This is a genomic window from Actinokineospora spheciospongiae, assembly GCF_003182415.1.
Taxonomy (GTDB): Bacteria; Actinomycetota; Actinomycetes; order Mycobacteriales; family Pseudonocardiaceae; genus Actinokineospora; species Actinokineospora spheciospongiae.
The window spans coordinates 416,067-440,370 of record NZ_QHCP01000007.1; the positions used below are offsets into that span (position 1 = coordinate 416,067).

The window sequence follows — 24,304 nt, forward strand, 5'->3', positions numbered from 1 at the left end:
CGAACGGCCCGACCCCACCGGGGCCGGGCCGTTGTTCCGCTGTTTGTCAGGAAACGCCGAGATCGTTGTCGATGAATGCGAACAGGTCGTCGTCGGAAGACGATTCCAGCTTTTCGGAAACGTTGTCGGCGTCGGTTCCCGCCGCGTCCAGCCGGGCCAGCAGGGCGCGCAGCCTGGCGGTGGTGCGGCGGCGCTCCTCGGGGTCGAGGGTGTCGGCGTTGGCCTCCAGCGCGGCCAGCCCGTCGCCGCCCGCCGCCGCCCCGGCCGGGTCGGGCAGGCGGGTGAGCAGGTGACCGGCCAGCTCGGCGGCGCTGGGGTGGTCGAACACCAGGGTGGCGGGCAGGCGGGTGCCGATGGCGGCGCCCAACCGGTTGCGCAGTTCCACCGCGGTCAGCGAGTCGAACCCGAGGTCGAGCAGGCCGCGGTGCGGTTCGACGGCCTCGGGCCCGGCGAAGCCGAGAACCCCGGCGATGTGGCCGCGCACCAGGTCGAGGACGGCGGCGGGCCGGTCCTCGGCGGGCAGGGCGGTCAGCCGGGTGAGCTGGTCAGCCCCGGTGGCCGGGCCCGCGGCGCGGCGGGCGGGAGCCCGGACGAGGCCGCGCAGCAGCGGCGGGACGTCGACGCCGTCGGCCAGCAGCCCGGCCCGGTCGAGGCGCAGCGGCACCAGGACCGGGTCGGGGGCGCCGAGCGCGGCGTCGAACAGGGCCAGGCCCTCCTCGGGGGACAGGCCGGTGACCCCGCCGCGGGCCATTCGAGCCACGTCGGTGTCGCTGAGCGCGCCGGTGAGCCCGGTGCGCTGTTCCCAGAAACCCCACGCCAGGGACACCGCGGGCAGCCCCTCCGCCCGCCTGCGCACCGCGATGGCGTCGACCACGGCATTCGCGGCGGCGTAATTGCCCTGCCCCGCGGTGCCGAGAACTCCGGCAGCGGAGGAGAACACCACGAACGCCGCGAGATCGCTGTCCCGCGTCAACTCGTCCAATACGACCGCGGCGTCGACCTTGGGTGTGAACACGACGTCGACCCGTTCCGGGGTCATCGCGGTGACAAGGCCGTCATCGAGCACCCCGGCGGCGTGCACCACAGCGCGCAATGGCGCATCCGCCGGAATACCCGCCAATACCCCGGCGACCGCATTCCGGTCGGCCGCGTCACAGGCGGCCAATTCCACCCGCGCGCCCAGCCCACGCAATTCCGCGACCAGTTCCGCCGCACCCGCCGCGGCGGCACCGCTGCGGCTGAGCAGCACCAGGCTCCGCACGCCGTGCGCCACCACCAGGTGCCGGGCCACCAGCGCGCCCAGCGTCCCGGTGGCCCCGGTGATCAGGGCGGTGCCGTCGGCGGGCAGGGTGGCGGGGGTGGCGGTGGCGCGGGCCAGGCGGGGCGCGGTGAGGGTGCCCCGGTGCCAGGCCAGTTCCGGCTCGCCCGAGGCCAGGGCGGCGGCCGAGGTCGCCGGGTCGGGCCGGGCGTCGGTGTCGAGCAGGACCACCCGGCCGGGGTTCTCGGACTGGGCGGAGCGCACCAGCCCCCGCACGGCGGCGGCCGGGCCGGTGCCCGCCGGGGTGACCACGACCAGGCGGGCGTCCGGGTCCCGGTCGTCGGCCAGCCAGGTGTGCAGCAGGTCCAGCGCCCAACCGGTGGCCGCGCGGGCGGTGTCGGGCAGGGCGGCCGGGTCGTCGGGGTACTCGGGCAGGACAGCGAAGACGGCGTCGGTGCCCGGGGGAACGGCGGTCAGGTCGGGGACGGTTGTGGCGCCGGGGAAGTCCCCGAGGGCGGCCCACGCGCCGGGTGCGGCGGTGGGTGCGGGGACCGGGGTCCACTCCAGCCGCAGCAGGGAGTCCGCCGGGCGGGCGGCGGCCAGGCGGGCCGGGTCGACCTCGCGCAGGGCCAGCGAGTCCACCGTGACCACCGGGTTCCCGGCGGGGTCGGTGAGCAGCACGGACACGGTGTCCTCGGCCCCGGCCGAGGTGTCGCCCGCGCCCGCCGGGGCGATGCGCACCCGGGCGGCGGTGGTGCCCCCGGCGTGCAGGGCCACCCCGGACCAGGCGAACGGCAGGCGAACGGTGTCGCCGCCGTCGAGGCCGAGGGCGTGCAGGGCGGAGTCCAGCAACGCCGGGTGCACCCCGAACCCCGCCACCGGGGCGTCGACCGCCACCTCCGCGAACACCTCGTCACCCCGCCGCCAGGCGGCCCGCAGTCCCTGGAACACAGGGCCGTACTCGTAGCCGCGAACGGCCAGGTCGGTGTACGCGGCGTCCACGGGCAGCGGCTCCGCACCCGGGGGCGGCCACTCGACCGGGTCGACGGCCGGGGTGGGGGCGGCTTCGGCCAGCGCACCCGTGGCGTGCCGGGTCCAGGTCTCGTCGGCACCGCGCGAGTGCACCTCGACGCGGTGTTCGGCGTCAACGGTGACCCGCAGGTCGACCGCGCCGTCCTCCGGGAGCAGCAGGGGCGCCTCGATGGTCAGGTCGGCCAGCACGGGCAGGCCCAGTTCGTCACCCGCCCGCAGGGCCAGCTCCACGAACGCGGTGCCCGGCAGCAGGGCGGTGCCGCGCACGGCGTGCTCGGCCAGCCACGGGTGGGTGCGGGTGGACAGCCGCCCGGTGAGCACCACCCCGCCCGCCACCTCGACCACGGCCCCGACCAGGCCGTGCTCGGCGGGGGTCTGCCCGACCGCGCCGAGGTCACCGGTGCCGCCCACCGGTTCCAGCCAGAACCGCTCGTGCTGGAAGGTGTAGGTGGGCAGGTCGACGCGCCGCCCGGTGGCCAGGGCGGACCAGGTCACCGGCACGCCCCGGGTGAACGCCTCACCGAGGGAGCGCAGGAACCGGTCCAGCCCGCCCTCGCCCCGCCGCAGCGACCCGACGGCCACCGCCTCCACGGTGTCCTCAATGGACATCGTCAGCACCGGGTGCGCACTCGCCTCCACGAACACCCCGAAACCCTCGTCCGCCAGCGCCCGCACACCCTCCTCGAACCGCACGGTGTTGCGCAGGTTCTCGTACCAGTACTCCGCACCCAGCGCGGCCGTATTCACCCACTGACCAGTCACTGTGGAGAAGAACGGCACCGAAGGCACCCGAGGCTCGATCCCGGCCAACGCCGAAACCACCTCACCCCGGATCGCCTCCACCTGCGCCGAGTGCGAGGCATAATCCACTGGGATCACCCGAGCCCGCACCTCCCGGGCCTCACACGCGGCCACCAGCGCCGACAACCCCTCCGGGTCACCGGAGACAACCACCGCCGAAGGCCCATTGACCGCCGCCACCGACACACCGGGGTACTCGACCAGCAGCTCCCGCACCTGATCCACGGGCAGCGCCACCGACACCATCCCGCCACGCCCGGCCAGCCCACCGGCAATCGCCTTGCTGCGCAGGACGACCACCTTCGCCGCGTCTTCCAATGACAACGCACCCGAAACAGCGGCAGCAGCGATCTCACCCTGCGAGTGCCCCAACACCGCACCCGGCTCCACACCCACCGAACGCCACAACCCCGCAAGAGCAACCATCACAGCAAAAAGAACCGGCTGGACAACATCCACCCGCTCCAACGCGGACTCGTCGTCCAAGACCTCGGCGACCTTCCAGTCCACCAACGCCTCAACCGCGACCGAGCACTCACCGAACAGTCGAGCGAACTCCGGCGACTGATCCACCAGCTCGCGGGCCATCCCCACCCACTGCGACCCCTGACCGGGGAACACGAACACCGGCGCACCCACGTGCCCCGCCACCCCCGAGGGCAGCTCGGCCAGCCCGGCCAGCAGGGTCCCCCGGTCGGCGCCGACCACAACGGCGCGGTGCTCGAACACCGCCCGCCCCGCCAGCGACGCGGCGACGTCGGCCGGGTGCCAGTGCGGTGCGGCGGCCACGGCGGCGGCCAGCCGGTCGGCCTGCGCCCGCAGCGCCTGCGGCGTCGTGGCCGACAGCACCCACGGCACCACACCGCCTGCGGGCTCGGGTTCCGGTTCGGGTTCGGCCGCCTCCAGGATGATGTGGGCGTTGGTGCCGCTGATGCCGAAGGACGACACCGCCGCCCGGCGCGGCCGGTCCACCTCGGGCCACGGCCGGTTGTCGGTCAGCAGCTCGATGGCGCCCTCGGACCAGTCGACGTGGTCGGAGGGCTTGTCGACGTGCAGGGTGCGGGGCAGCACGCCCGCGCGCAGCGCCATGGCCACCTTGATCACGCCCGCGACCCCGGCGGCGGCCTGCGCGTGGCCGATGTTGGACTTGAACGACCCCAGGTACAGCGGGACCTCCCGGTCCTGCCCGTAGGTGGCCAGCAGGGCTTGGGCCTCGATCGGGTCGCCCAGGGTGGTGCCGGTGCCGTGGCCCTCGACGAGGTCGACGTCGGCGGGCCGCAGCCCGGCGGACGCCAGCGCGGCCCGGATCACCCGCTGCTGCGCGGGCCCGTTCGGCGCCGACAGGCCGTTGGACGCGCCGTCCTGGTTGACCGCAGTGCCCCGCACCACCGCCAACACCTGGTGCCCGTTGCGCCGCGCGTCCGACAGCCGCTCGACCACCAGGACGCCGACGCCCTCGCCCCACCCGGTGCCGTCAGCGGCATCGGCGAACGCCTTGCACCGACCATCGGCAGCCAAACCGCGTTGGCGGCTGAAGTCGGTGAACGCCAAGGGCTTGGCCATCACGCTGGCCCCGCCGACCAGGGCCAGCGTGCACTCCCCCCGGCGCAGCGACTGCGCGGCCAGGTGCAGGGCCACCAGCGACGACGAGCACGCGGTGTCCACGGTGATCGCCGGGCCCTCCAGGCCCAGGGTGTAGGCGACCCGGCCGGAGGCGACGCTGCTGAACCCGCCATTGGCCAGGTAGGGCTCCAGCTCGGCGGGGACGTCGGTGACCCCGGTGTAGCCGTTGTCGATCAGGCCGAAGAACACCCCGGTCGGGGTGCCCGCCAGCCCGGTCGGGTCCAGGCCCGCGCGCTCCAGCGCCTCCCAGGAGACCTCCAGCAGCAACCGCTGCTGCGGGTCCATGGCCAGTGCCTCGCGCGGGGAGATGCCGAAGAACGCCGGGTCGAACCCGGCGGCGTCGGCGAGGAAGCCGCCCTCGCGCACGTAGGAGGTGCCCGGGGCGTCGGGGTCGGGGTCGTAGAGCGCTTCGACGTCCCAGCCCCGGTCGGCGGGGAACGGGCCCATCGCGTCCACGCCGCCCTCGGCCAGCGCCCAGAGCTGCTCGGCGGACGCGGCGCGCGGGAACCGGCACCCGATGCCGACGATGGCCACCGGCTCGCGCTCGGCCTCCTCCATCTCGGCGACGCGGCGGCGGGCGCGGCGCAGCTCCGCGGTCATGAACTTGAGGTGGTCGAGCAGTTTCTCGTCGTTGGCCATCTTGTGCGTCACCCGATCAGAGCCGTAGCGCGGCCCGCCGACCGCCGGGGTGTCCGGGGCGGCGGGCCGCTGAGTGGGTCAGGACTTGCCGAATTCCCTGGAGATGAGGTCCAGGACCTCGTCGGCGGTGGCGCCCGCCAGGTCGTCCTCGTCGTCGTCGCCCGGGGTGGCCCGCCGGGCGTCCCAGGCCGACAGCACGGCCCGCAGCCGCGCGGTGATCTCGGCCTCGTCGGCCGGGTCGACGTCGCCTTCGGTGTCGACCCCGGCCAGCACCGCCTCCAACTGGTCGATCCCGGCCAGCACCGAGGCCGCGCCCGCCTGCTCGTCGGCGCCGACCAGGCGTTCGCGCAGGTGCTCGACCAGGGCCGAGGGGGTGGGGTGGTCGAAGACCAGGGTGGCGGGCAGCCGCTCGCCGGTGGCCGCCCCGAGCCGGTTGCGCAGCTCCAGGGCGGTCAGCGAGTCGAAGCCCAGTTCCTTGAACGCCTGCGCGGGGGCGATGGCCGTGGCGTTGCCGTGGCCCAGGACCGCGGCGACCTGCTCGCGGACCACCCCGAGCAGCACCCGCCGCTGGTCGGCGGGCGCCTGCCCGGCCAACCGGACCGCCAAGGCGTCCCCCGTGGGGACGGCGACGGCCTGGGCGGCGCGGCGGCCGGGGCCGCGGACCAGGCCGCGCAGCACCGCGGGGACGGTGCCCGCCGCGCGCAGGGCGGCCAGGTCGAGCCGGATCGGCACCTGGGCGGCGTCGTCGGCCCGGCAGGCCAGGTCGAACAGGGCCAGGCCCTCGGCGGTGGTCATCGGGGCCATGCCGGAACGGCGCATCCGCTCCAGGTCGGTGTCGGTGAGGTGGCCGGTCATCCCGGAGCGCTGCTCCCAAAAACCCCACGCCAGGGCGGTGCCGGGCAGGCCCGCCGCGCGGCGGTGCGCGGCCAGGGCGTCGAGGAAGGCGTTGGCCGCCGCGTAGTTGCCCTGCCCCGCCTCGCCGAAGGTGGCCGCGGCGGAGGAGAACAGGATGAACGCGGCCAGGTCCAGGTCGCGGGTCAGCTCGTGCAGGACCACGGCCGCGTCGACCTTGGGTCGCAGGACCCGGTCGACCCGCTCGGCGTCGAGGGCACCCACAAGGGCGTCGTCGAGGACACCCGCGGCGTGCACGACCCCGGACAGCGGGACGTCCAGCGAGTCCAGCACCTTGACCACCGCAGCGCGGTCCGCGGCGTCGCACGCCTCGACCCGCACCCGTACACCCAGCGACTCCAACTCCGCCACCAACTCCGGCACCCCCTCGGCCGCCAACCCACGGCGGCTGGTCAGCACCAGGTCGCGCACACCGTGCTCAGCCACCAGGTGCCGGGCGACCTCGGCCCCCAGCACACCCGTGCCACCGGTGATCAACACCGTGCCACCGGCCATCCCACGCGGAACGGTGAGCACCAACTTGCCCGTGTGCCTGGCCTGGCTGAGGAACCGGAACGCCTCCGGCGCCCGCCGCACGTCCCACGAGCGCACCGGCAGCGGCGCCAGGACCCCCTTGTCGAACAGGTCCAGCACCTCCAGCAGCATCTCCTGAATGCGCTCGGGCCCCGCCTCGGGCAGGTTGTACGCCTGGTACTGGACGCCCGGGTACTCGGCGGCGACGGCCTGCGGGTCGCGGATGTCGGTCTTGCCCATCTCCAGGAACCGACCACCACGCGGCAACAACCGCAACGAAGCATCCACGAACTCACGGGCCAGCGAATCCAACACCACGTCCATGCCCGCGCCGCCGGTCCGGTCGAGGAACGCACCCTCGAAGTCCAGGGTCCGCGACGACGCGATCCGATCGTCACTGAACCCCATGCCGCGCAGCACATCCCACTTGCCCGGACTCGCCGTGGCGAACACCTCCGCCCCCAGGTGCCGGGCGATCTGCACCGCCGCCATACCCACACCACCGGTCGCCGCGTGCACCAGCAACCGCTCACCGGCCCGCAAACCGGCCAGGTCCACCAACCCGTAGTAGGCGGTCAGGTAGACCACCGGGACGGTCGCGGCCTCGGTGAAGTCCCAGGACTGCGGGATGCGGGCGACCATGCGGCGATCGGCCACGGCCACCGGGCCGAACGAGCCGTCGAAGATGCCCATGACCCGCTCGTCGGGCCCCAAGTCGTCCACGCCGGGGCCGACCTCCAGGACCACACCCGCGCCCTCGCTGCCCATGACCTCCTCGGTGGGCACCAGGCCCAGGGCCACGATGACGTCGCGGAAGTTCATGCCCGCCGCCCGCACCCCGATGCGCACCTGGCCCGGGGCCAGCGGCGCGCGCGCCTCGGCGCTGTCGGCGAGCACCAGGTTCTCCAGGGTGCCGCGCACGTCGACGTCGAGCCGCCAGCGCCCGCCCGGGGGCGGCACCAGCGCCGCCGAGGGCCGGGCCAGCCTGCGGGCCAGCACCCGCCCACCGCGCACCGCCAGCTCCGGTTCCCCGGCGGCCAGGGCGGCGGCCACCTCAGCGGCGGGCAGTTCCCCGCTGTCCAGGTCGAGCAGGGCGATCCGGTCGGGGTGCTCAGCCTGGGCCGAGCGGACCAGGCCCACGGCCGCAGCAGCGGCCAAGTCGGCCGGGTCGTCGCCCGTGGCGCCCCGGGTCACCACCACGAGCCGGGTGTCCGTGAGCCGGTCGTCGGCCAACCACCCCTGGAGCAGGTCGAGCACGGCGTGCGTGGCGGTGCGGGCCGCCGCGGCCGAGTGGGGCTCGGCGACGGGGGCCAGCGGGGCGAGCACCAGGGCGGGGAGCCGGTCGGCCCCGGTCAGGTCGGCCAGGTGCGGGGCGTCGACGTCGGCGGCCTTGAGCAGGCTCTGCACGCCCAGGGCGTCGGTGCCCAGGACCGCCCAGTCCGGCTGCGCGGCGAGCGGTTCGATGCCGACCGGGGCCCACTCGACGTGGAACAGGGCGGCGGCGGCGGAGGAACCCGCGAGCTGGTCGGGGGTGATGGCCCGCAGCACCAGGGAGTCCACCGAGGCCACGGGGGCGCCCGCCGCGTCGGCCGCGGTGATGGTGATGGCGTCCTCGCCGGTGCGGGCCAGTCGCACGCGCAGGGCGGTCGCGCCGGAGGCCAGCAGGGACACCCCGCTCCAGGCGAACGGGAGCTGGGCGCCGTCGCCGTCGGCGATGCCACCGAGGCCGAGGGCGTGCAGGGCGGCGTCGAGCAGGGCCGGGTGCAGGCCGAAGGCCGCGGCGGCGGCGTGCTCGGATTCGGGCAGGGCCACCTCGGCGAACACCTCGCCACCCCGGCGCCACGCGGCGCGCAGGCCCCGGAAGGCCGGGCCGTAGTGGTAGCCGCGCTCGGCGAAGCCCGGGTAGACCGCGTCGACGGGGACGGGTTCGGCGCCCGGGGGCGGCCACTCGGCCAGGTCGGCGGCGGGGGCCGGGGCCTCGGCGGTGAGCGCCCCGGAGGCGTGCCGGGTCCACGGCCCGTCGTCGCCGCGCGAGTGCACGCTGACGGCCCGCACCCCGCTGTCGTCGGGGTCGCCGACGACGACCTGCACGGTGACCGGGGCGTCCTCGGGCAGCACGAGCGGGGTTTCCAGGGTCAGGTCGACCAGGCGGGGGCAGCCCACCTCGTCGCCCGCCCGCACGGCCAGCTCCACGAAGGCGGTGCCGGGCAGCAGCACGGAACCCAGGACGGCGTGGTCGGCCAGCCAGGGGTGGGTGCGCGGCGAGAGCCTGCCGGTGAGCACGAACCCGTCGGACCCGGCCAGCGGGACCACGGCGGCGGCCAGCGGGTGCCCCGCGGGCACCTGCCCGAGGGAACCCGCGTCGGTGGCACCTGCGGGGGCGTCGAGCCAGTGGCGCTCGTGCTGGAAGGCGTAGGTGGGCAGCTCGACCCGGTTCGCGGGCGGCACCGGCCACCGGGACCAGTCGACGGCCGCACCGGCGGCGAACGCCTCACCGAGGGAGCGCAGGAACCGTTCGGCCCCGCCCTCACCCCGCCGCAGCGACCCGACAGCCACCGCCTCCACGGTGTCCTCGATGGACATGGTCAGCACCGGGTGCGCACTCGCCTCGACGAAGGCACCGAAGCCCTCATCCGCCAGCGCCCGCACACCCTCCTCGAACCGCACGGTGTTGCGCAGGTTCTCGTACCAGTACTCCGCACCCAGCGCGGCCGTGCTCACCCACTCACCGGTCACCGTCGAGAAGAACGGCACCGCAGGGATGCGCGGCTCGATTTCCGCCAGCGCCGAGACAACCTCGTTCCGAATGGTCTCCACCTGCGCCGAGTGCGAGGCGTAGTCCACCGGGATCACCCTGGCCCGAACCTCCCGGGCCTCGCAGTCGGCCACCAGCGCCGACAACCCCTCCGGGTCACCGGAAACCACCACGGCCGAGGGACCGTTGACCGCCGCCACGGACACACCCGGGTACTCGACCAGCAACTCCCGCACGCGTTCCACGGGCAGCGCCACCGACACCATCCCGCCACGACCGGCCAGTCCACCGGCAATCGCCTTGCTGCGCAGGACGACCACCTTCGCCGCGTCCTCCAACGACAACGCACCCGACACCGCAGCAGCCGCGATCTCACCCTGCGAGTGCCCCAGCACCGCACCCGGCTCAACCCCGGTCGAGCGCCACAGCCCGGCCAACGCCACCATCACGGCGAACAGAACCGGCTGGACGACATCCACCCGCTCCAACGCCGACTCATCGCCCAACACCTCGGCGACCTTCCAGTCCACCAACGCCTCAACCGCAGCCGAGCACTCGGCGAACAACCGGGCGAACTCCGGCGACTGGTCGACGAGGTCCTGGGCCATCCCCACCCACTGCGAACCCTGGCCGGGGAACACGAACACCGGCGAGCCGCCCGAGGCCGGGGTCGTCGACGGCAGGTCGGCCAGCCCGGCCAGCAGGGTGGCCCGGTCGGCGCCCACGGCGACCGCCCGGTGCTCGAACACCGCCCGGCCCAGCAGCGACCGGGCCACGTCGGCCGGTGCCACCTCGGGGTGCTCGCCCAGGAAGGCGGCCAGCCGCCCGGCCTGCGCCCGCAGCGCTCCCGGCGTCTTGGCCGACAGCACCCACGGCACCACACCGCCCTCGACCGGGGCGGCCTGCTCGGCGGGCACGCCCTCGACGATCACGTGCGCGTTGGTCCCGCTGATCCCGAACGACGACACCGCCGCCCGCCGCGGCCGGTCCACCTCCGGCCACGGCCGGGCCTCGGCCAGCAGCTCCACCGCCCCTTCGGACCAGTCCACGTGCGGCGACGGCTCGTCCACGTGCAGCGTCTTGGGCAGTACCCCGTGCCGCATCGCCAAGACGGCCTTGATCACGCCCGCAACACCTGCGGCGGCCTGGGTGTGGCCGATGTTCGACTTGACCGACCCCAGGTACAGCGGCTCCTGCCGGTCCTGCCCGTAGGTCGACAGCAACGCCTGCGCCTCGATCGGGTCGCCCAGCGTGGTCCCGGTCCCGTGCGCCTCCACCACATCGACGTCCTGAGTGGACAAACCAGCGTTGGCCAAAGCCTGCCGGATCACCCGCTGCTGCGACGGCCCGTTCGGCGCCGTCAACCCATTCGACGCGCCGTCCTGGTTCACCGCCGTACCGCGCACCACGGCCAGCACCCGGTGCCCGTTGCGGCGGGCGTCCGACAGCCGCTCCAGCACGAGCAGGCCGACGCCCTCACCCCAGCCGGTCCCGTCGGCCGCCGCCGCGAACGGCTTGCAGCGGCCGTCGGCCGACAGGCCGCGCTGGCGGCTGAACTCGGTGAACGTCTCCGGGGTCGACATGATCGTCACACCCCCGGCCAGCGCCAGGTCGCACTCCCCCTGCCGCAACGACTGCGCCGCCAGGTGCAACGCCACCAACGACGACGAACACGCGGTGTCCACGGTGACCGCAGGACCCTCGAACCCGAAGGTGTAGGACACGCGTCCGGTGGCCACGCTGCCCGCGCTGCCGTTGCCCAGGTACGCCTCGACGTCCTCGGGCACAGTGGCGCCGACCAGCCGGGCGGCGTAGTCGTGGTACATCAAGCCCGCGAACACCCCCGTGGCGCTGCCGCGCAGCGAACCCGGGTCCACCCCGGCGTCCTCCAGCGCCTCCCAGGCGGCCTCCAGCAGCACCCGCTGCTGCGGGTCCATCGCCAGCGCCTCACGCGGGGAGATCCCGAAGAACGCCGCGTCGAACCCGGCGGCACCGGGCAGGAACCCGCCGTGGCGGGTGTAGGTCTTGCCCGCCTTCTCCGGGTCCGGGTCGTAGAGGGCGTCGATGTCCCAGCCGCGATCGGTGGGGAACTCGCCGATCGCGTCCACCCCGCCCGCGATCAGGTCCCAGAGCTGCGCGGGCGAGGACACCCCGCCCGGGAAGCGGCAGCTCATGCCCACGATGGCCACGGCGTCCCCGGTCGCCGCGACGGCCCTGGGCGCGCGGTCGGCCACGGCGAGGTCCAGCAGTTCGGCGGCCAGGTGGTCGGCCAGGGCCCTCGGGGTGGGGTGGTCGAACACCAGGGTGGCGGGCAGGCGCCGCTCGGTGGCGGCGGTGAGCCGGTTGCGCAGCTCGACGGCGGTCAGCGAGTCGAAGCCCAGTTCCTTGAAGGCCCGGTCCGGCTCGACGGCGGCGGCGCCCGCGAAGCCCAGCACGGCGGCGACCCGCTCGCGCACCAGTTCCAGCACGGCGGGGCCGCGCTCGGCCTCGGGCAGGGCGGCCAGCCGGGCGCGCAGGCCCGAGGGGGCCTCGGCGGTCGAGGCGGTGGCCCGGCGGGCCCGGACCAGGCCGCGCAGCGCGGCGGGCAGGTCGGACCCCTGGGCGCGCAGGGCGGTCGGGTCGAGGTCGATCGGGACCAGCAGCGGGTCGGTGGCGGTCAGGGCCGCGTCGAACAGGGCCAGGCCGTGCTCGGTGGTCAGCGGGCGCACGCCTTCGCGGCGCATCCTGGCCACGTCGGAGTCGGTCAGGTGCGCGGTCATGCCGGTGCGCTGTTCCCAGAAGCCCCAGGCCAACGATACGGCGGGCAGCCCCGCCGCCCGCCTGCGCACCGCCACCGCGTCGACCACGGCGTTCGCCGCCGCGTAACCACCCTGGCCCGCCGTGCCCAGCACACCGGCGGCGGAGGAGAACAGCACGAACGCCGCCAGGTCGAGGCCACGCGTCAGCTCGTCCAGCACTACTGCGGCGTCGACCTTCGGCCGGAACACCACGTCGACGCGCTCGGGGGTCAGCCCGGTGACAACACCGTCGTCGAGCACACCGGCCGCGTGCACGACCGCACGCAGCGGCGCGTCAGCCGGGACACCGGCCAGCACCTCCGCCACCGCAGCCCGGTCGCCCGCGTCGCAGGCGACCGCTTCCGCCCGCGCACCCAGCCCACGCAGTTCGGCCAGCAGTTCCTCCGCACCCGCCGCGCCGCTGCGGCTGAGCAGGACCAGGCTCCGCACACCGTGCGCCACCACCAGGTGCCGAGCCACCAGAGCGCCCAGCACCCCGGTCCCGCCGGTGATCAACACGGTGCCGTCGAGGGCGGGCGCGGTGCCCGGGGTGTCGGCGCGGACGACGCGCGGGGCGGTGACCACGCCGTCCCGCACGGCCAGCCGCGGTTCGTCGGCCGCCAGGGCCGCCGCCAGGGACTCGGTCGGCGCGGGCGAGTCGTCGAGGTCGAGCAGGACGAAGCGGCCGGGGTGCTCGGCCTGCGCGGAGCGCACCAGCCCGTGCACGGCGGCGTGCGCGAGGTCCGCCTCGGCGCGGGTGAGCACCACCAGTCGCCCGTCGGTCCCGTCGGCCAGCCACGCCCGCACCCGGTCGAGGGCGAACGCGGCGGCACCCCGGGGGTCGAGGTCGGTGGGGACCTCGGCGTAGGTGAGGTCGGGTGCCTGGGGCAGCCCGGTGCCGGTGCCCCCGGGCACGGGCAGGGCCTGCCAGGTGAGCCGGTGCAGCGGCCGGGCCGGGGCTGCGGCCAGGGCGGCCGGGTCGGCGGCGCGCAGGGTCAGTGCCTCGACGGTGGCCACGGGCCGCCCGGCCGGGTCGGCCACGGCGACCGCGACGGACCCCGACCCGGTGGGGGTCAGGCGGACCCGGGCGGCGGTGGCGCCCTCGGCGTGCAGGGCCACCCCGGACCAGGCGAACGGCAGGGCGAGGTCGTCGGAATCGAGGCCCAGGGCGTGCAGGGCGGCGTCCAGCAGCGCCGGGTGCACCCCGAAACCGTCCACGGGGGCGTCGACCGCCACCTCGGCGAACACCTCGGCACCCCGGCGCCACGCCGCCCGCAACCCCTGGAACACCGGGCCGTACTCGTAACCCCGGGCGGCCAGGTCGGCGTAAGCGCCGGCCACGGGCAGCGCCTCCGCGCCGGCGGGCGGCCACTCGACCAGGTCGGCGGCCGGGGTGGTGGGCTCGGCGGTGAGCACGCCGGAAGCGTGGCGGACCCAGGTCTCGTCATCACCGCGCGAGTGCACCTCGACCCGGCTGTCGGTGACGACCACGCGGACGGTCACCGCCCCGCGCTCGGACAGCACGAGCGGCGCCTCCAGGGTCAGGTCCGCCAGCACCGGCAGGCCGACCTGGTCCCCGGCGCGCAGGGCCAGCTCCACGAACGCGGTGCCCGGCAGCAGGGCGGTGCCGCGCACGGCGTGCTCGGCCAGCCAGGGGTGGGTGCGGGTGGACAACCGCCCGGTGAGCACCACCCCGCCGGGGACCTCGACCGCCGCGCCGAGCAGGGGGTGCCCGGCGCCGACCTGGCCCAGGCCGGTGACGTCGGTGGCGCCGCCGCCGTCGAGCCAGTACCGCTCGCGCTGGAAGGCGTAGGTGGGCAGGTCGACCGGCACCCCACCCGGGTCGGGCCAGGTGACCGGAACACCGTGGGCGAACAGGAGCCCGGCGCTGGCGAGGAACCGGTCCAGCCCGCCCTCACCGCGCCGCAGCGACCCGACAGCCACCGCCTCCACCGTGTCCTCAATGGACATGATCAGCACCGGGTGCGCACTCGCCTCGACGAAGGCACCGAAACCCTCGGCAGCGAGCGCCCGCACACCCTCCTCGAACCGGACCGTGTTGCGCAGGTTCTCGTACCAGTACTCGGCGTCCACAGCCGCAGTGCTGATCCACTCCCCCGTCACCGTCGAGAAGAACGGCACCTCGGGGACACACGGCTCGATCCCGGCCAACGCCGAAACCACCTCACCCCGAATGGCTTCCACCTGCGCCGAGTGCGAGGCGTAATCCACCGGGATCACCCTCGCCCGAACCTCCCGGGCCTCACACGCGGCAACCAGCGCCGACAACCCCTCCGGGTCACCGGAAACCACCACGGCCGAAGGACCATTGACCGCAGCCACCGACACACCCGGGTAGTCCGCCAGCAATTCCCGCATCTGATCCACGGGCAACGCCACCGACACCATCCCGCCACGACCAGCCAGACCGCCCGCGATCGCCCGGCTGCGCAGCACAACAACCTTCGCCGCGTCCTCCAGCGACAACGCACCCGAAACAGCGGCAGCCGCGATCTCACCCTGCGAATGACCCAGCACCGCACCCGGCTCAACCCCGAGCGAACGCCACAACCCCGCAAGAGCAACCATCACAGCAAAAAGCACCGGCTGAACGACATCCACCCGCTCCAACGCCGACTCATTGCCCAACACCTCGGCGACCTTCCAGTCCACCAAGCCCTCAACCGCAGCCGAGCACTCACCGAACAGTCGGGCGAACTCCGGCGACTGGTCGACAAGGTCCCGGGCCATCCCCACCCACTGCGAACCCTGACCGGGGAACACGAACACCGGCCCGGTTCCGCCGGACACGCGCCGACCGGCCACCGGCAGGTCGGCCAACCCGGCCAGCAGGGCCTCCCGGTCGCCACCCGCGACCACGGCCCGGTGCTCGAACACCGCCCGCCCCAGCAGGGTCGCGGCCACGTCGGCGGGTGCCACCCCGGGGTGGTCACCGAGGAAAGCGGCCAGCCGCCCGGCCTGCGCCCGCAGCGCCTCCGGTGTCTTGGCCGACAGCACCCATGGCACCACACCGCCCCCGGCGGTCGGGGCGGCAGGCTCGGGTTCGTGCTCCAGCACGACGTGGGCGTTGGTGCCGCTCATCCCGAACGACGACACCCCCGCCCGGCGCGGCCGGTCCACCTCCGGCCACGGCCGGTTCCGCACCAGCAGCTCCACCGCGCCCGCCGACCAGTCGACCTGCTCGGAGGGCCGGTCCACGTGCAGGGTCCTGGGCAGCACCCCGCGGCGCATCGCCTCGACCATCTTGATCACACCGGCCACCCCGGCGGCGGCCTGGGTGTGCCCGACGTTCGACTTGACCGAGCCCAGGTACAGCGGCTCCGCCCGGTCCTGCCCGTAGGTGGCCAGCAGGGCCTGGGCCTCGATCGGGTCGCCCAGGGTGGTGCCGGTGCCGTGCGCCTCGACGGCGTCCACGTCGACCGGGGTCAGGCGGGCGTTGTCCAGCGCGGCCCGGATCACCCGTTGCTGCGACGGCCCGTTCGGCGCGGTCAGCCCGTTCGACGCGCCGTCCTGGTTGACCGCCGTCCCCCGCACCACCGCCAACACCCGGTGCCCGTTGCGCCGCGCGTCCGACAACCGCTCGACAACCAGAACGCCGACACCCTCGCCCCACCCGGTGCCATCAGCGGCATCCGCGAACGCCTTGCACCGACCATCGGCAGCCAGACCGCGCTGACGGCTGAAATCGATGAAGGTGTCGGGCGTGGCCATGATCGTCACGCCGGAGGCCAGGGCCAGGTCGCACTCCCCCTGCCGCAACGACTGCACCGCCAGGTGCAGCGACACCAGCGACGACGAACACGCCGTGTCCACGGTGACCGCCGGACCCTCGAACCCCAGGGTGTAGGCGACCCGGCCGGAGGCGATGCTGCCGGACGTGCCGGTGCTGAGGTAGCCCTCCAGCCCGTCCGGGGCGCCGTCGAGGCCCGGGAAGTAGTCGGTGCTCATCACGCCCGCGAACACACCCGTGGCGCTGCCGCGCAGCGAACCCGGGTCCACGCCCGCGTCCTCCAGCGCCTCCCACGAAGCCTCCAGCAGTACCCGCTGCTGCGGGTCCATCGCCAGCGCCTCACGCGGGGAGATCCCGAAGAACGCCGCGTCGAACTCGGCGGCCTCGTGCAGGAAGCCGCCCTCCCTGGCGTAGGTGCGCCCGACGGCCTCGGGGTCGGCGTCGTAGAGCGCGTCGGCGTCCCAGCCGCGATCGGTGGGGAACTCGCCGATCGCGTCCACCCCGCCCGCGACCAGGTCCCAGAGCTGCGCGGGCGAGGACACCCCGCCCGGGAAGCGGCAGGCCATGCCCACGATGGCGATCGGCTCGCGGGCGGCCTGCACGAGCTGCCGGTTCTGCTTGCGCAACTGCTCGACCTCCTTGAGCGAGGAGCGCAGCGCGTCGAGCAGTTGGTCGGGAGAGGTGGCCATCAGCAGCTCCTCGGTCGGGCACGGCCAGGCCGTGGTGCGGAGGTCTCAGTCGGTGAGAGCCGTGGTCGGGGCACGGCCTAGTCCTGGTTCCCGAGCGCCAGGCGGATGAGCCGGTCGGCGTCCATCGCGTCGATCGAGTCCTCGGGGTCGGTGTCGCCCGTGTCGTCGCCCGCGTCGTCCTGGGCGAGGCCGGTCAGCCGCAGCAATGCGTCGAGCAGGCCCTCCTCGCGGAAGCGGGCCAGCGGGGTGGCGGCCAGGGCGGCGCGCAGGGCCACCTCCACCGGGTCGCCCTGCGGTGCTGCCGCCGCTGCCGGGGCGAGCTGGGTGCGCAGGCGCGCGGCCAGCGCGGCCGGGCTGGGGTAGTCGAAGACGAGGGTGGCGGGCAGCCGCTCCCCGGTGGCCCCGGTAAGCCGGTTGCGCAGCTCGACGGCGGTCAGCGAGTCGAAGCCCAGCTCCTTGAACGCCTGCCCGGGGTCGACGGCGGCGGGGTCGGCGTGGCCGAGGACGGTGGCGACCTCGCCGCGCACCAGGTCCAGCACCAGCGCGTCCTGCTCCTCGGCCGAGCGGCCCGCGAGCCGCTGGGCCAGGGATTCCGCGCCGCCGCCCGCCGAGGCGGTGCGCCGCCCGGCCGCACCGGCCAGGCCGCGCAGCACCGGGTCGGGGTGGGCGGGCAGCCTGCGCGGGTCCAGCCGCATCGGCGCCAGCAGCGGTTCGTCCACCGCCAGCGCCAGGTCGAGCAGGGCCAGGGCGTCGGCGGTGCCGAGCGGGGCCATGCCGGAGCGGCGCATCCGCTCGACGTCGGTGTCGGTCAGGTGCGCGGTCATCCCGGACCGCTGCTCCCACAGCCCCCACGCCAGGGACGCGGCGGGCAGGCCGTGGGCGCGGCGGTGCGCGGCCAAGGCGTCGAGGAAGGCGTTGGCGGCGGCGTAGTTGCCCTGACCGGCGTCGCCGAAGGTGGCGGCGACGGAGGAGAACAGGATGAACGCGGCCAGGTCCAGGTCGCGGGTCAGCTCGTGCAGCACCACGGCCGCGTCGACCTTGGGGCGCATCACCCGCTCCAGGCGCTCCGGGGTGAGCGAGGTGAGCAGGCCGTCGTCGAGGACCCCGGCGGTGTGCACCACACCGGACAGCGGAACCTCCAACGATCCCAGCACCTCCGCCACCGCTGCGCGGTCTGCGGCGTCGCACGCCTCGACCCGCACCCGTGCGCCCAGTGATTCCAGCTCCGCGACCAAATCCGGCGCACCCTCGGCGGTCAACCCACGGCGGCTCAGCAACACCAGGTCCCGCACGCCGTGCTCAGCCACCACGTGCCGGGCGATCTCCCCGCCGAGGACACCGGTTCCACCGGTGATCAACACCGTGCCACCGGCCATCCCACGCGGAACCGTCAGCACCAACTTGCCGGTGTGCCTGGCCTGGCTGAGGAACCGGAACGCCTCCGGTGCCCGCCGCACGTCCCACGCGCGGATCGGGTGCGGGCGCAGCACGCCCCGGTCGAGCAGGGACAAGACCTCGCCGAGCATGGTCTGGATGCGGTCGTTGGGCGCGTCGCTGATGTCGAAGGCCCGGTAGTCCACCCCGGCGTGCTCAGCGGCAACCGCCTGCGGGTCGCGGATGTCGGTCTTGCCCATCTCCAGGAACCGACCACCACGCGGCAGCAGCCGCAGGGAGGCGTCCACGAACTCACGGGCCAGCGAGTCCAACACCACGTCCACACCCGCACCACCGGTGGCGCCGAGCACCTTGTCCTCGAAGTCCAAGGTCCGCGACGAGGCGATCCGATCGTCGCCGAACCCCATGCCGCGCAGCACATCCCACTTGCCCGGACTCGCCGTGGCGAACACCTCCGCCCCCAGGTGCCGGGCGATCTGCACCGCCGCCATGCCCACACCACCGGTCGCCGCGTGCACCAACAGCCGCTCACCGGCTTGCAGGCGGGCCAGGTCCACCAGTCCGTAGTAGGCGGTGAGGAACACGACCGGGACGGTCGCGGCCTGCGCGTCGGTCAGGCTGTCGGGGGTGCGGGCCAGGCGCAGCCGGTCGGCCACCGCGACGGGCCCGAAGGAGCCGTCGAACAGGCCCATGACCCGGTCGCCGGGCGCCAGGTCGTCCACGCCGGGGCCGACCTCCAGCACCACGCCCGCGCCCTCGCTGCCGAGCAGGTCGTAGCCGGGGTACTCGCCCAGGGCGATGAGCGGGTCGCGGAAGTTCATGCCCGCCGCCCGCACCCCGACCCGCACCTGCCCGGGCGCCAGCGGCGCCACGGCGGTCGGGGAGTCGGCCAGCACCAGGTTCTCCAGGGTGCCGGTGGCGCTGACCTCCAGCCGCCAGTGTCCACCCGGGGGCGGCACCAGCGCCGCCGTGGTCGCGCCACGGGCGAACCTCGGGGTGCGCACCACCCCGTCGCGCAGGGCCAACTGGGGTTCGTCGGTGGCCAGGGCTGCGGCGAGCGCACCCGCCGCAGGCGCCTGGGCGGCGGCCGGGTCGAGGTCGAGCAGCACGATCCGGCCAGGGTTCTCCGCCTGCGCCGAGCGCAGCAGGCCCCAGGCGGCGGCGTGGGCCAGGTCGGTCGGGTCGTCCCCGGCGCCGGTGCTCACCGCACCCCGGGTGGTGAGCACGAGCCGGGTGGCGTCGGTGGCGTCGGTGTCCAACCAGGTCCGCACGAAGGCCAGCACACCCTGCGTGGCGGCGTGGGTGGCGTCGACCAGGTCCCCGTCCACGGCGGGCAGCGGGGCGAACACCACCGGCGGCACCGGCCGGGCGAGCAGGGCGGGGAGGTCGACGGCGGTGTCCACGGCCGCACCACCCGCCTTGAGCAGGTCGTGCAGCCCGAGGGCGTCGGTGCCCAGCACGGCGCACGGCTGCGGGTCGGCGGGCTCGGCGGTCAGGGCGGGCCAGTCCACCCGGAACAGCGACGACCACGCCGCCGAGGCCGGGGCGAGCTGGTCGGTGCTGACCGGGCGCAGCGCCAGCGCGGCCACGGTCGCCACCGGCTGCCCGGCGGGGTCGGCCAGCGCCAGGGCGAACGCCCCGGTGCCGGACGGCGCCAGCCGGACCCGCAGGGCGCGGGCACCGGCGGCGTGCAGGGTCACGCCCTCCCAGGAGAACGGCAGGCCCAGCGCCTCGGGGTTCTCGGCACTGTCGACTCCCAGGCCGAGGGCGTGCAGGGCCGCGTCCAGCAGGGCCGGGTGCAGGCCGAACCGGTCGGCGGGCACGTCGTCGGGCAGTTCCACCTCGGCGAAGACCTCGTCGCCGCGCCGCCACACCGCGCGCAACCCCTGGAAGGCCGGGCCGTAGTGGTAACCCTGGTCGGCCAGGTCCGCGTAGGCGCTGTCGGTGTCGACGCGCCGGGCACCTGCGGGCGGCCACTGGTCGAGCACGGCCCCGGTCGGGGCGTCGGCGGTGAGCACGCCCACGGCGTGCTGCGTCCACGGGTCGTCCCCGACCCTGGAGTGCACCTCCACCCGCTGCTCGGCGTCGACGACCACGCGCAGGTCCACGGCACCGTCCTCGGGCAGCACCAACGGCGCCTGCAAGGTCAGGTCGGCCACGTGCGGCAGGCCCACCTGGTCCCCGGCCCGCACGGCCAGTTCGACGAACGCGGTGCCCGGCAGCAACACCGAACCCAGCACGGCGTGGTCGGCCAACCACGGGTGGGTGCGCAGCGACAGCCGCCCGGTGAGGACAACGCCGTCCGGCACCTCGACGGCCGCCCCGACCAGCGGGTGGTCGGCGTCGTCGAGCCCGAGCGCGCCCACGTCCCCGGCCCCGGTGCCCGCGTCGAGCCAGTAGTGCTCGTGCTGGAAGGCGTAGGTGGGCAGGTCCACGTTTGCACCCGGGCCACCGAAGAACGCCGCCCAATCCACCGAGGTCCCCAGCGCGTGGGCCTTGCCCAACCCGGCAACCAGGTTCACCGCTTCCGGCTTGTCCTTGCGCTGCAACGCAACCCCGCCCGTCAAGGCGGTCAGCGAAGCATCCGGGCCAACCTCGACCAACACCATTCCCTGCACCTGCTGAATAGCGTCGTGGAACCTGACAGCCCCACGCACCTGCCGAACCCAGTACTCAGGCGACGTCACCTCAGCACCAACCACCGGCACCTTCGGCTCGCGGTAAGTCACCGACTCCGCGACCTCCCGGAACGCCGCCAACATCGGCTCCATGTGCGCCGAGTGGAACGCGTGACTGGTGTTGAGCCGCTTCGAGCGCGGGAACCGCGCCGCCAACGCCAACACAGCATCTTCGTCACCGGAGATGACCACCGACTCCGCGCCGTTCACCGCCGCGACCGACACACCCTCGGGCAGCTCGATCTCCGACTCCGCAACCGGGATCGCCACCATGGCACCGCCACGCGGCAGCGCCCGCATGAGCGATGCCCTCGCCGCGACCAGCTTGCAAGCGTCTTCCAGCGACCAGACGCCCGCCACATACGCGGCAGCCAGCTCACCGATGGAGTGACCCACGAACGCGTCCGCCCGCACACCCCACGACTCCAGCAACCGCACCACGGCGACCTCGAACGCGAAGATCGCAGGCTGGGCGAACCCCGTGTCCTCAACCGGAAGGTCCGGGATGGACAGGTGCTCGATCACCTCATCCCAGGCCCGGGCAAACACCGGGTAGGTCTCGTACAGCTCACGACCCATGCCGAGCCGCTGCGAACCCTGACCGGTGAACACCAACGCCGTCTTCCCCGACCCGGCCACCACCGGCGAGAGCGATCCCAGCCCGGCGACCAACTCCTCCGGCGAGGTACCCACCACGACAGCGCGGTGCTCGAACCGCTGCCGCCCCAACACCAACGCCGACCCCACCGCGACCGGGTCCACCTCGGTACCGGCCGCCCACTCGGCCAACCGCTCACCCTGCGCCCGCACCGCCTCCGGCGTCCGCCCCGACACCACCCACGGCACCACCGGCACGGCGGGTGCCGGCACCGGTTCGTCGGCGGGCACGCCCTCGACGATCACGTGCGCGTTGGTCCCGCTGATCCCGAACGACGACACCGCCGCCCGCCGCGCCCGCCGCACCTCGGGCCACGGCCGGGCCTCCGTCAGCAACTCCACGGCCCCTTCGGACCAGTCCACGTGCGGCGACGGCGCATCCACGTGCAGCGTCTTGGGCAGCACCCCGTGCCGCATCGCCAAGACGGCCTTGATCACGCCAGCCACCCCGGCGGCGGCCTGGGTGTGCCCCAGGTTCGACTTCACCGACCCCAACCACAGCGGCTCGGACCGGTCCTGCCCGTAGGTGGCCATGAGCGCCTGCGCCTCGATCGGGTCGCCCAGCGTGGTCCCGGTCCCGTGCGCCTCCACCACATCAACGTCCTGAGTGGACAAACCAGCGTTGGCCAAAGCCTGCCGGATCACCCGCTGCTGCGACGGCCCGTTCGGCGCCGTCAACCCATTCGACGCCCCGTCCTGGTTCACCGCAGAACCCCGGACCACGGCCAACACCCGGTGCCCGTTGCGACGAGCGTCCGACAGCCGCTCCAGCAGCAGCACACCCACACCCTCGGACCAGCCCACACCGTCGGCCGCCGCCGCGAACGGCTTGGACCGCCCGTCGGCGGCCAGCCCGCGCTGCCTGCTGAAGTCCACGAAGACCTCCGGCGTGGACAGGACGGTCACGCCCCCGGCCAACGCCAGGTCGCACTCCCCCTGCCGCAACGACTGCGCCGCCAGGTGCAACGCCACCAAAGACGACGAACACGCCGTGTCCACCGTGACCGCCGGACCCTCGAACCCGAAGGTGTAGGACACGCGACCGGAGACCACGCTGGCGGCGCTGCCGTTGCCCAGGAAGCCTTCCAGGTCCTCGGGCACGCTGCGCAGGCGCGCGGCGTAGTCGTGGTACATCACCCCGGCGAACACGCCCGTCCGGCTGCCGCGCAACCCGGACGGGTCCAGCCCGGCCCGCTCCAGCACCTCCCACGAGGCCTCCAGCAGCACCCGCTGCTGCGGGTCCATCGCCAACGCCTCCCGGGGCGACACCCCGAAGAACGCGGCGTCGAAGTCGGGGGCGTCGGCAAGGAACCCGCCCCGGCGGGTGTAGGTGGTGCCTGGCTTGTCGGGGTCCGGGTCGTACAGGGCCTCGACGTCCCAGTCGCGGTTCGCGGGGAAGTCGGAGGTGGCGTCGCGGCCGTCGAGCAGGGCCGCCCACAGGTCCTCCGGCGAGCCGACCCCGCCGGGGTACCGGCAGCTCATCGCCACCACGGCGATCGGTTCGTCAACCCCGACCGCCGCGACCGCCGCAACGGGGGCGGCGGCCGGGGCGCCTGCCAGGTCGGCCAGCAGCCGTTCGGCCAGCGCACCCGGCGTCGGGTGGTCGAACACCAGGGTCGCGGGCAGGCGCGAGCCGGTCAGCGCGGACAGCCGGTTGCGCAACTCCACCGCGGTCAGCGAGTCAAACCCGAGGTCCTTGAACGCACCACCCTCGACGACGGCGGCGGGATCGCCGTGACCGAGCACGGCGGCGACCTCCGCGCGGACCAGGTCGAGCACGGCAGCGCGGCGCGCGTCGGCACCCAGCCCGGCCACCTTTCCGGCCAGGCCACCGACCTCCCCGGCAACCGAGGCGGAAGCGCGGCGGACCCGAGACCGGACCAGACCGCGCAGCACCGGCGGCACGTCCCGCACCCGGGCGGGCTCCAACCGCACGGGCAGCAGCGCGGCCCGGTCCCCGGAGGTGGCCAGGTCGAACAGGGCGAGCGCGTCCTCGGTGCCCAGCGGGCCGGTCCCGGACCGCCGCATGCGCTCGACGTCGGCCTCCGACAGCGCGGCGGTCATCCCCGACCGCTGCTCCCAGAACCCCCACCCGAGGGAGACGGCGGGCCGCCCGGCGGCCCGCAGGTGCGCGGCGTAGGCGTCGAGGGCGGCGTTGGCGGCGGCGTAGTTGCCCTGCCCCGCGTCCCCGAAGGTGGCGGCACTGGAGGAGAACAGCACGAACGCCGACAGCGGCCCGGCCAACTCGGCCAGGTGCGCGGCCCCGTCCACCTTGGGCCGCAGCACAGCGGCAACGCGCTCCGGGGTCAACGCCTCCACCACACCGTCGTCGAGCACCCCCGCCGCGTGCACGACAGCGGTGACCGGGTGCGCGGCCAACAGCGCGGCAACCTGCTCCCGCTCAGCGACATCACACGCCGCGACAACGACATCCGCGCCCAGCCCGGCCAACTCGGCGGCCAGTTCGGGGGCGTGCCCGGAGCGGCTGGTCAGCACCAGCCTGCGCACACCGCACGCGGTGACCAGGTGGCGGGCCAACAGCCCACCGAGGGTGCCGGTGCCACCGGTGATGAGCACGGTGTCGCCCGCGGTGATGCCGGTGCCGGCAGCACCAGGGGTGCCAGCGGCGCCAAAGATGCCAGCGGCGGCGGTGCCGGAGGGGGCGATGGTGCCGAAGGTGCCGGCGATGCCGGTGCCGGGGGTGCCGGGGGTGGGGGTGCCGGGGGTGGGGGTGCCGGGGGTGGCGGGGGCGGGGGCGCCGGGGGTGCGGGGGGCGGGGGGGGCGGGGGCGGGGGCGGCGGCGGGGGGGGCGGCGGCGGCGGGC

At 74.8% G+C, this 24,304-nt stretch carries 1 protein-coding gene and 2 pseudogenes; all 3 read right to left on the reverse strand.

The window, feature by feature from the left end; translation table 11 throughout:
* Positions 1 to 46 precede the first annotated feature (46 nt).
* Positions 47 to 5,353, reverse strand: a pseudogene (locus DFQ13_RS20955) (SDR family NAD(P)-dependent oxidoreductase); the annotation flags it as partial.
* 78 nt (positions 5,354 to 5,431) lie between these two features.
* On the reverse strand, positions 5,432 to 16,756 hold the full coding sequence (locus tag DFQ13_RS20960; protein ID WP_407643185.1) for an SDR family NAD(P)-dependent oxidoreductase: 11,325 nt from the start codon (positions 16,754 to 16,756) through the stop codon (positions 5,432 to 5,434).
* A 71-nt stretch (positions 16,757 to 16,827) separates the two neighbouring features.
* Positions 16,828 to 24,090: pseudogene (locus DFQ13_RS20965) on the reverse strand (SDR family NAD(P)-dependent oxidoreductase); the annotation flags it as partial.
* Between the last annotated feature and the right edge of the window lie 214 nt (positions 24,091 to 24,304).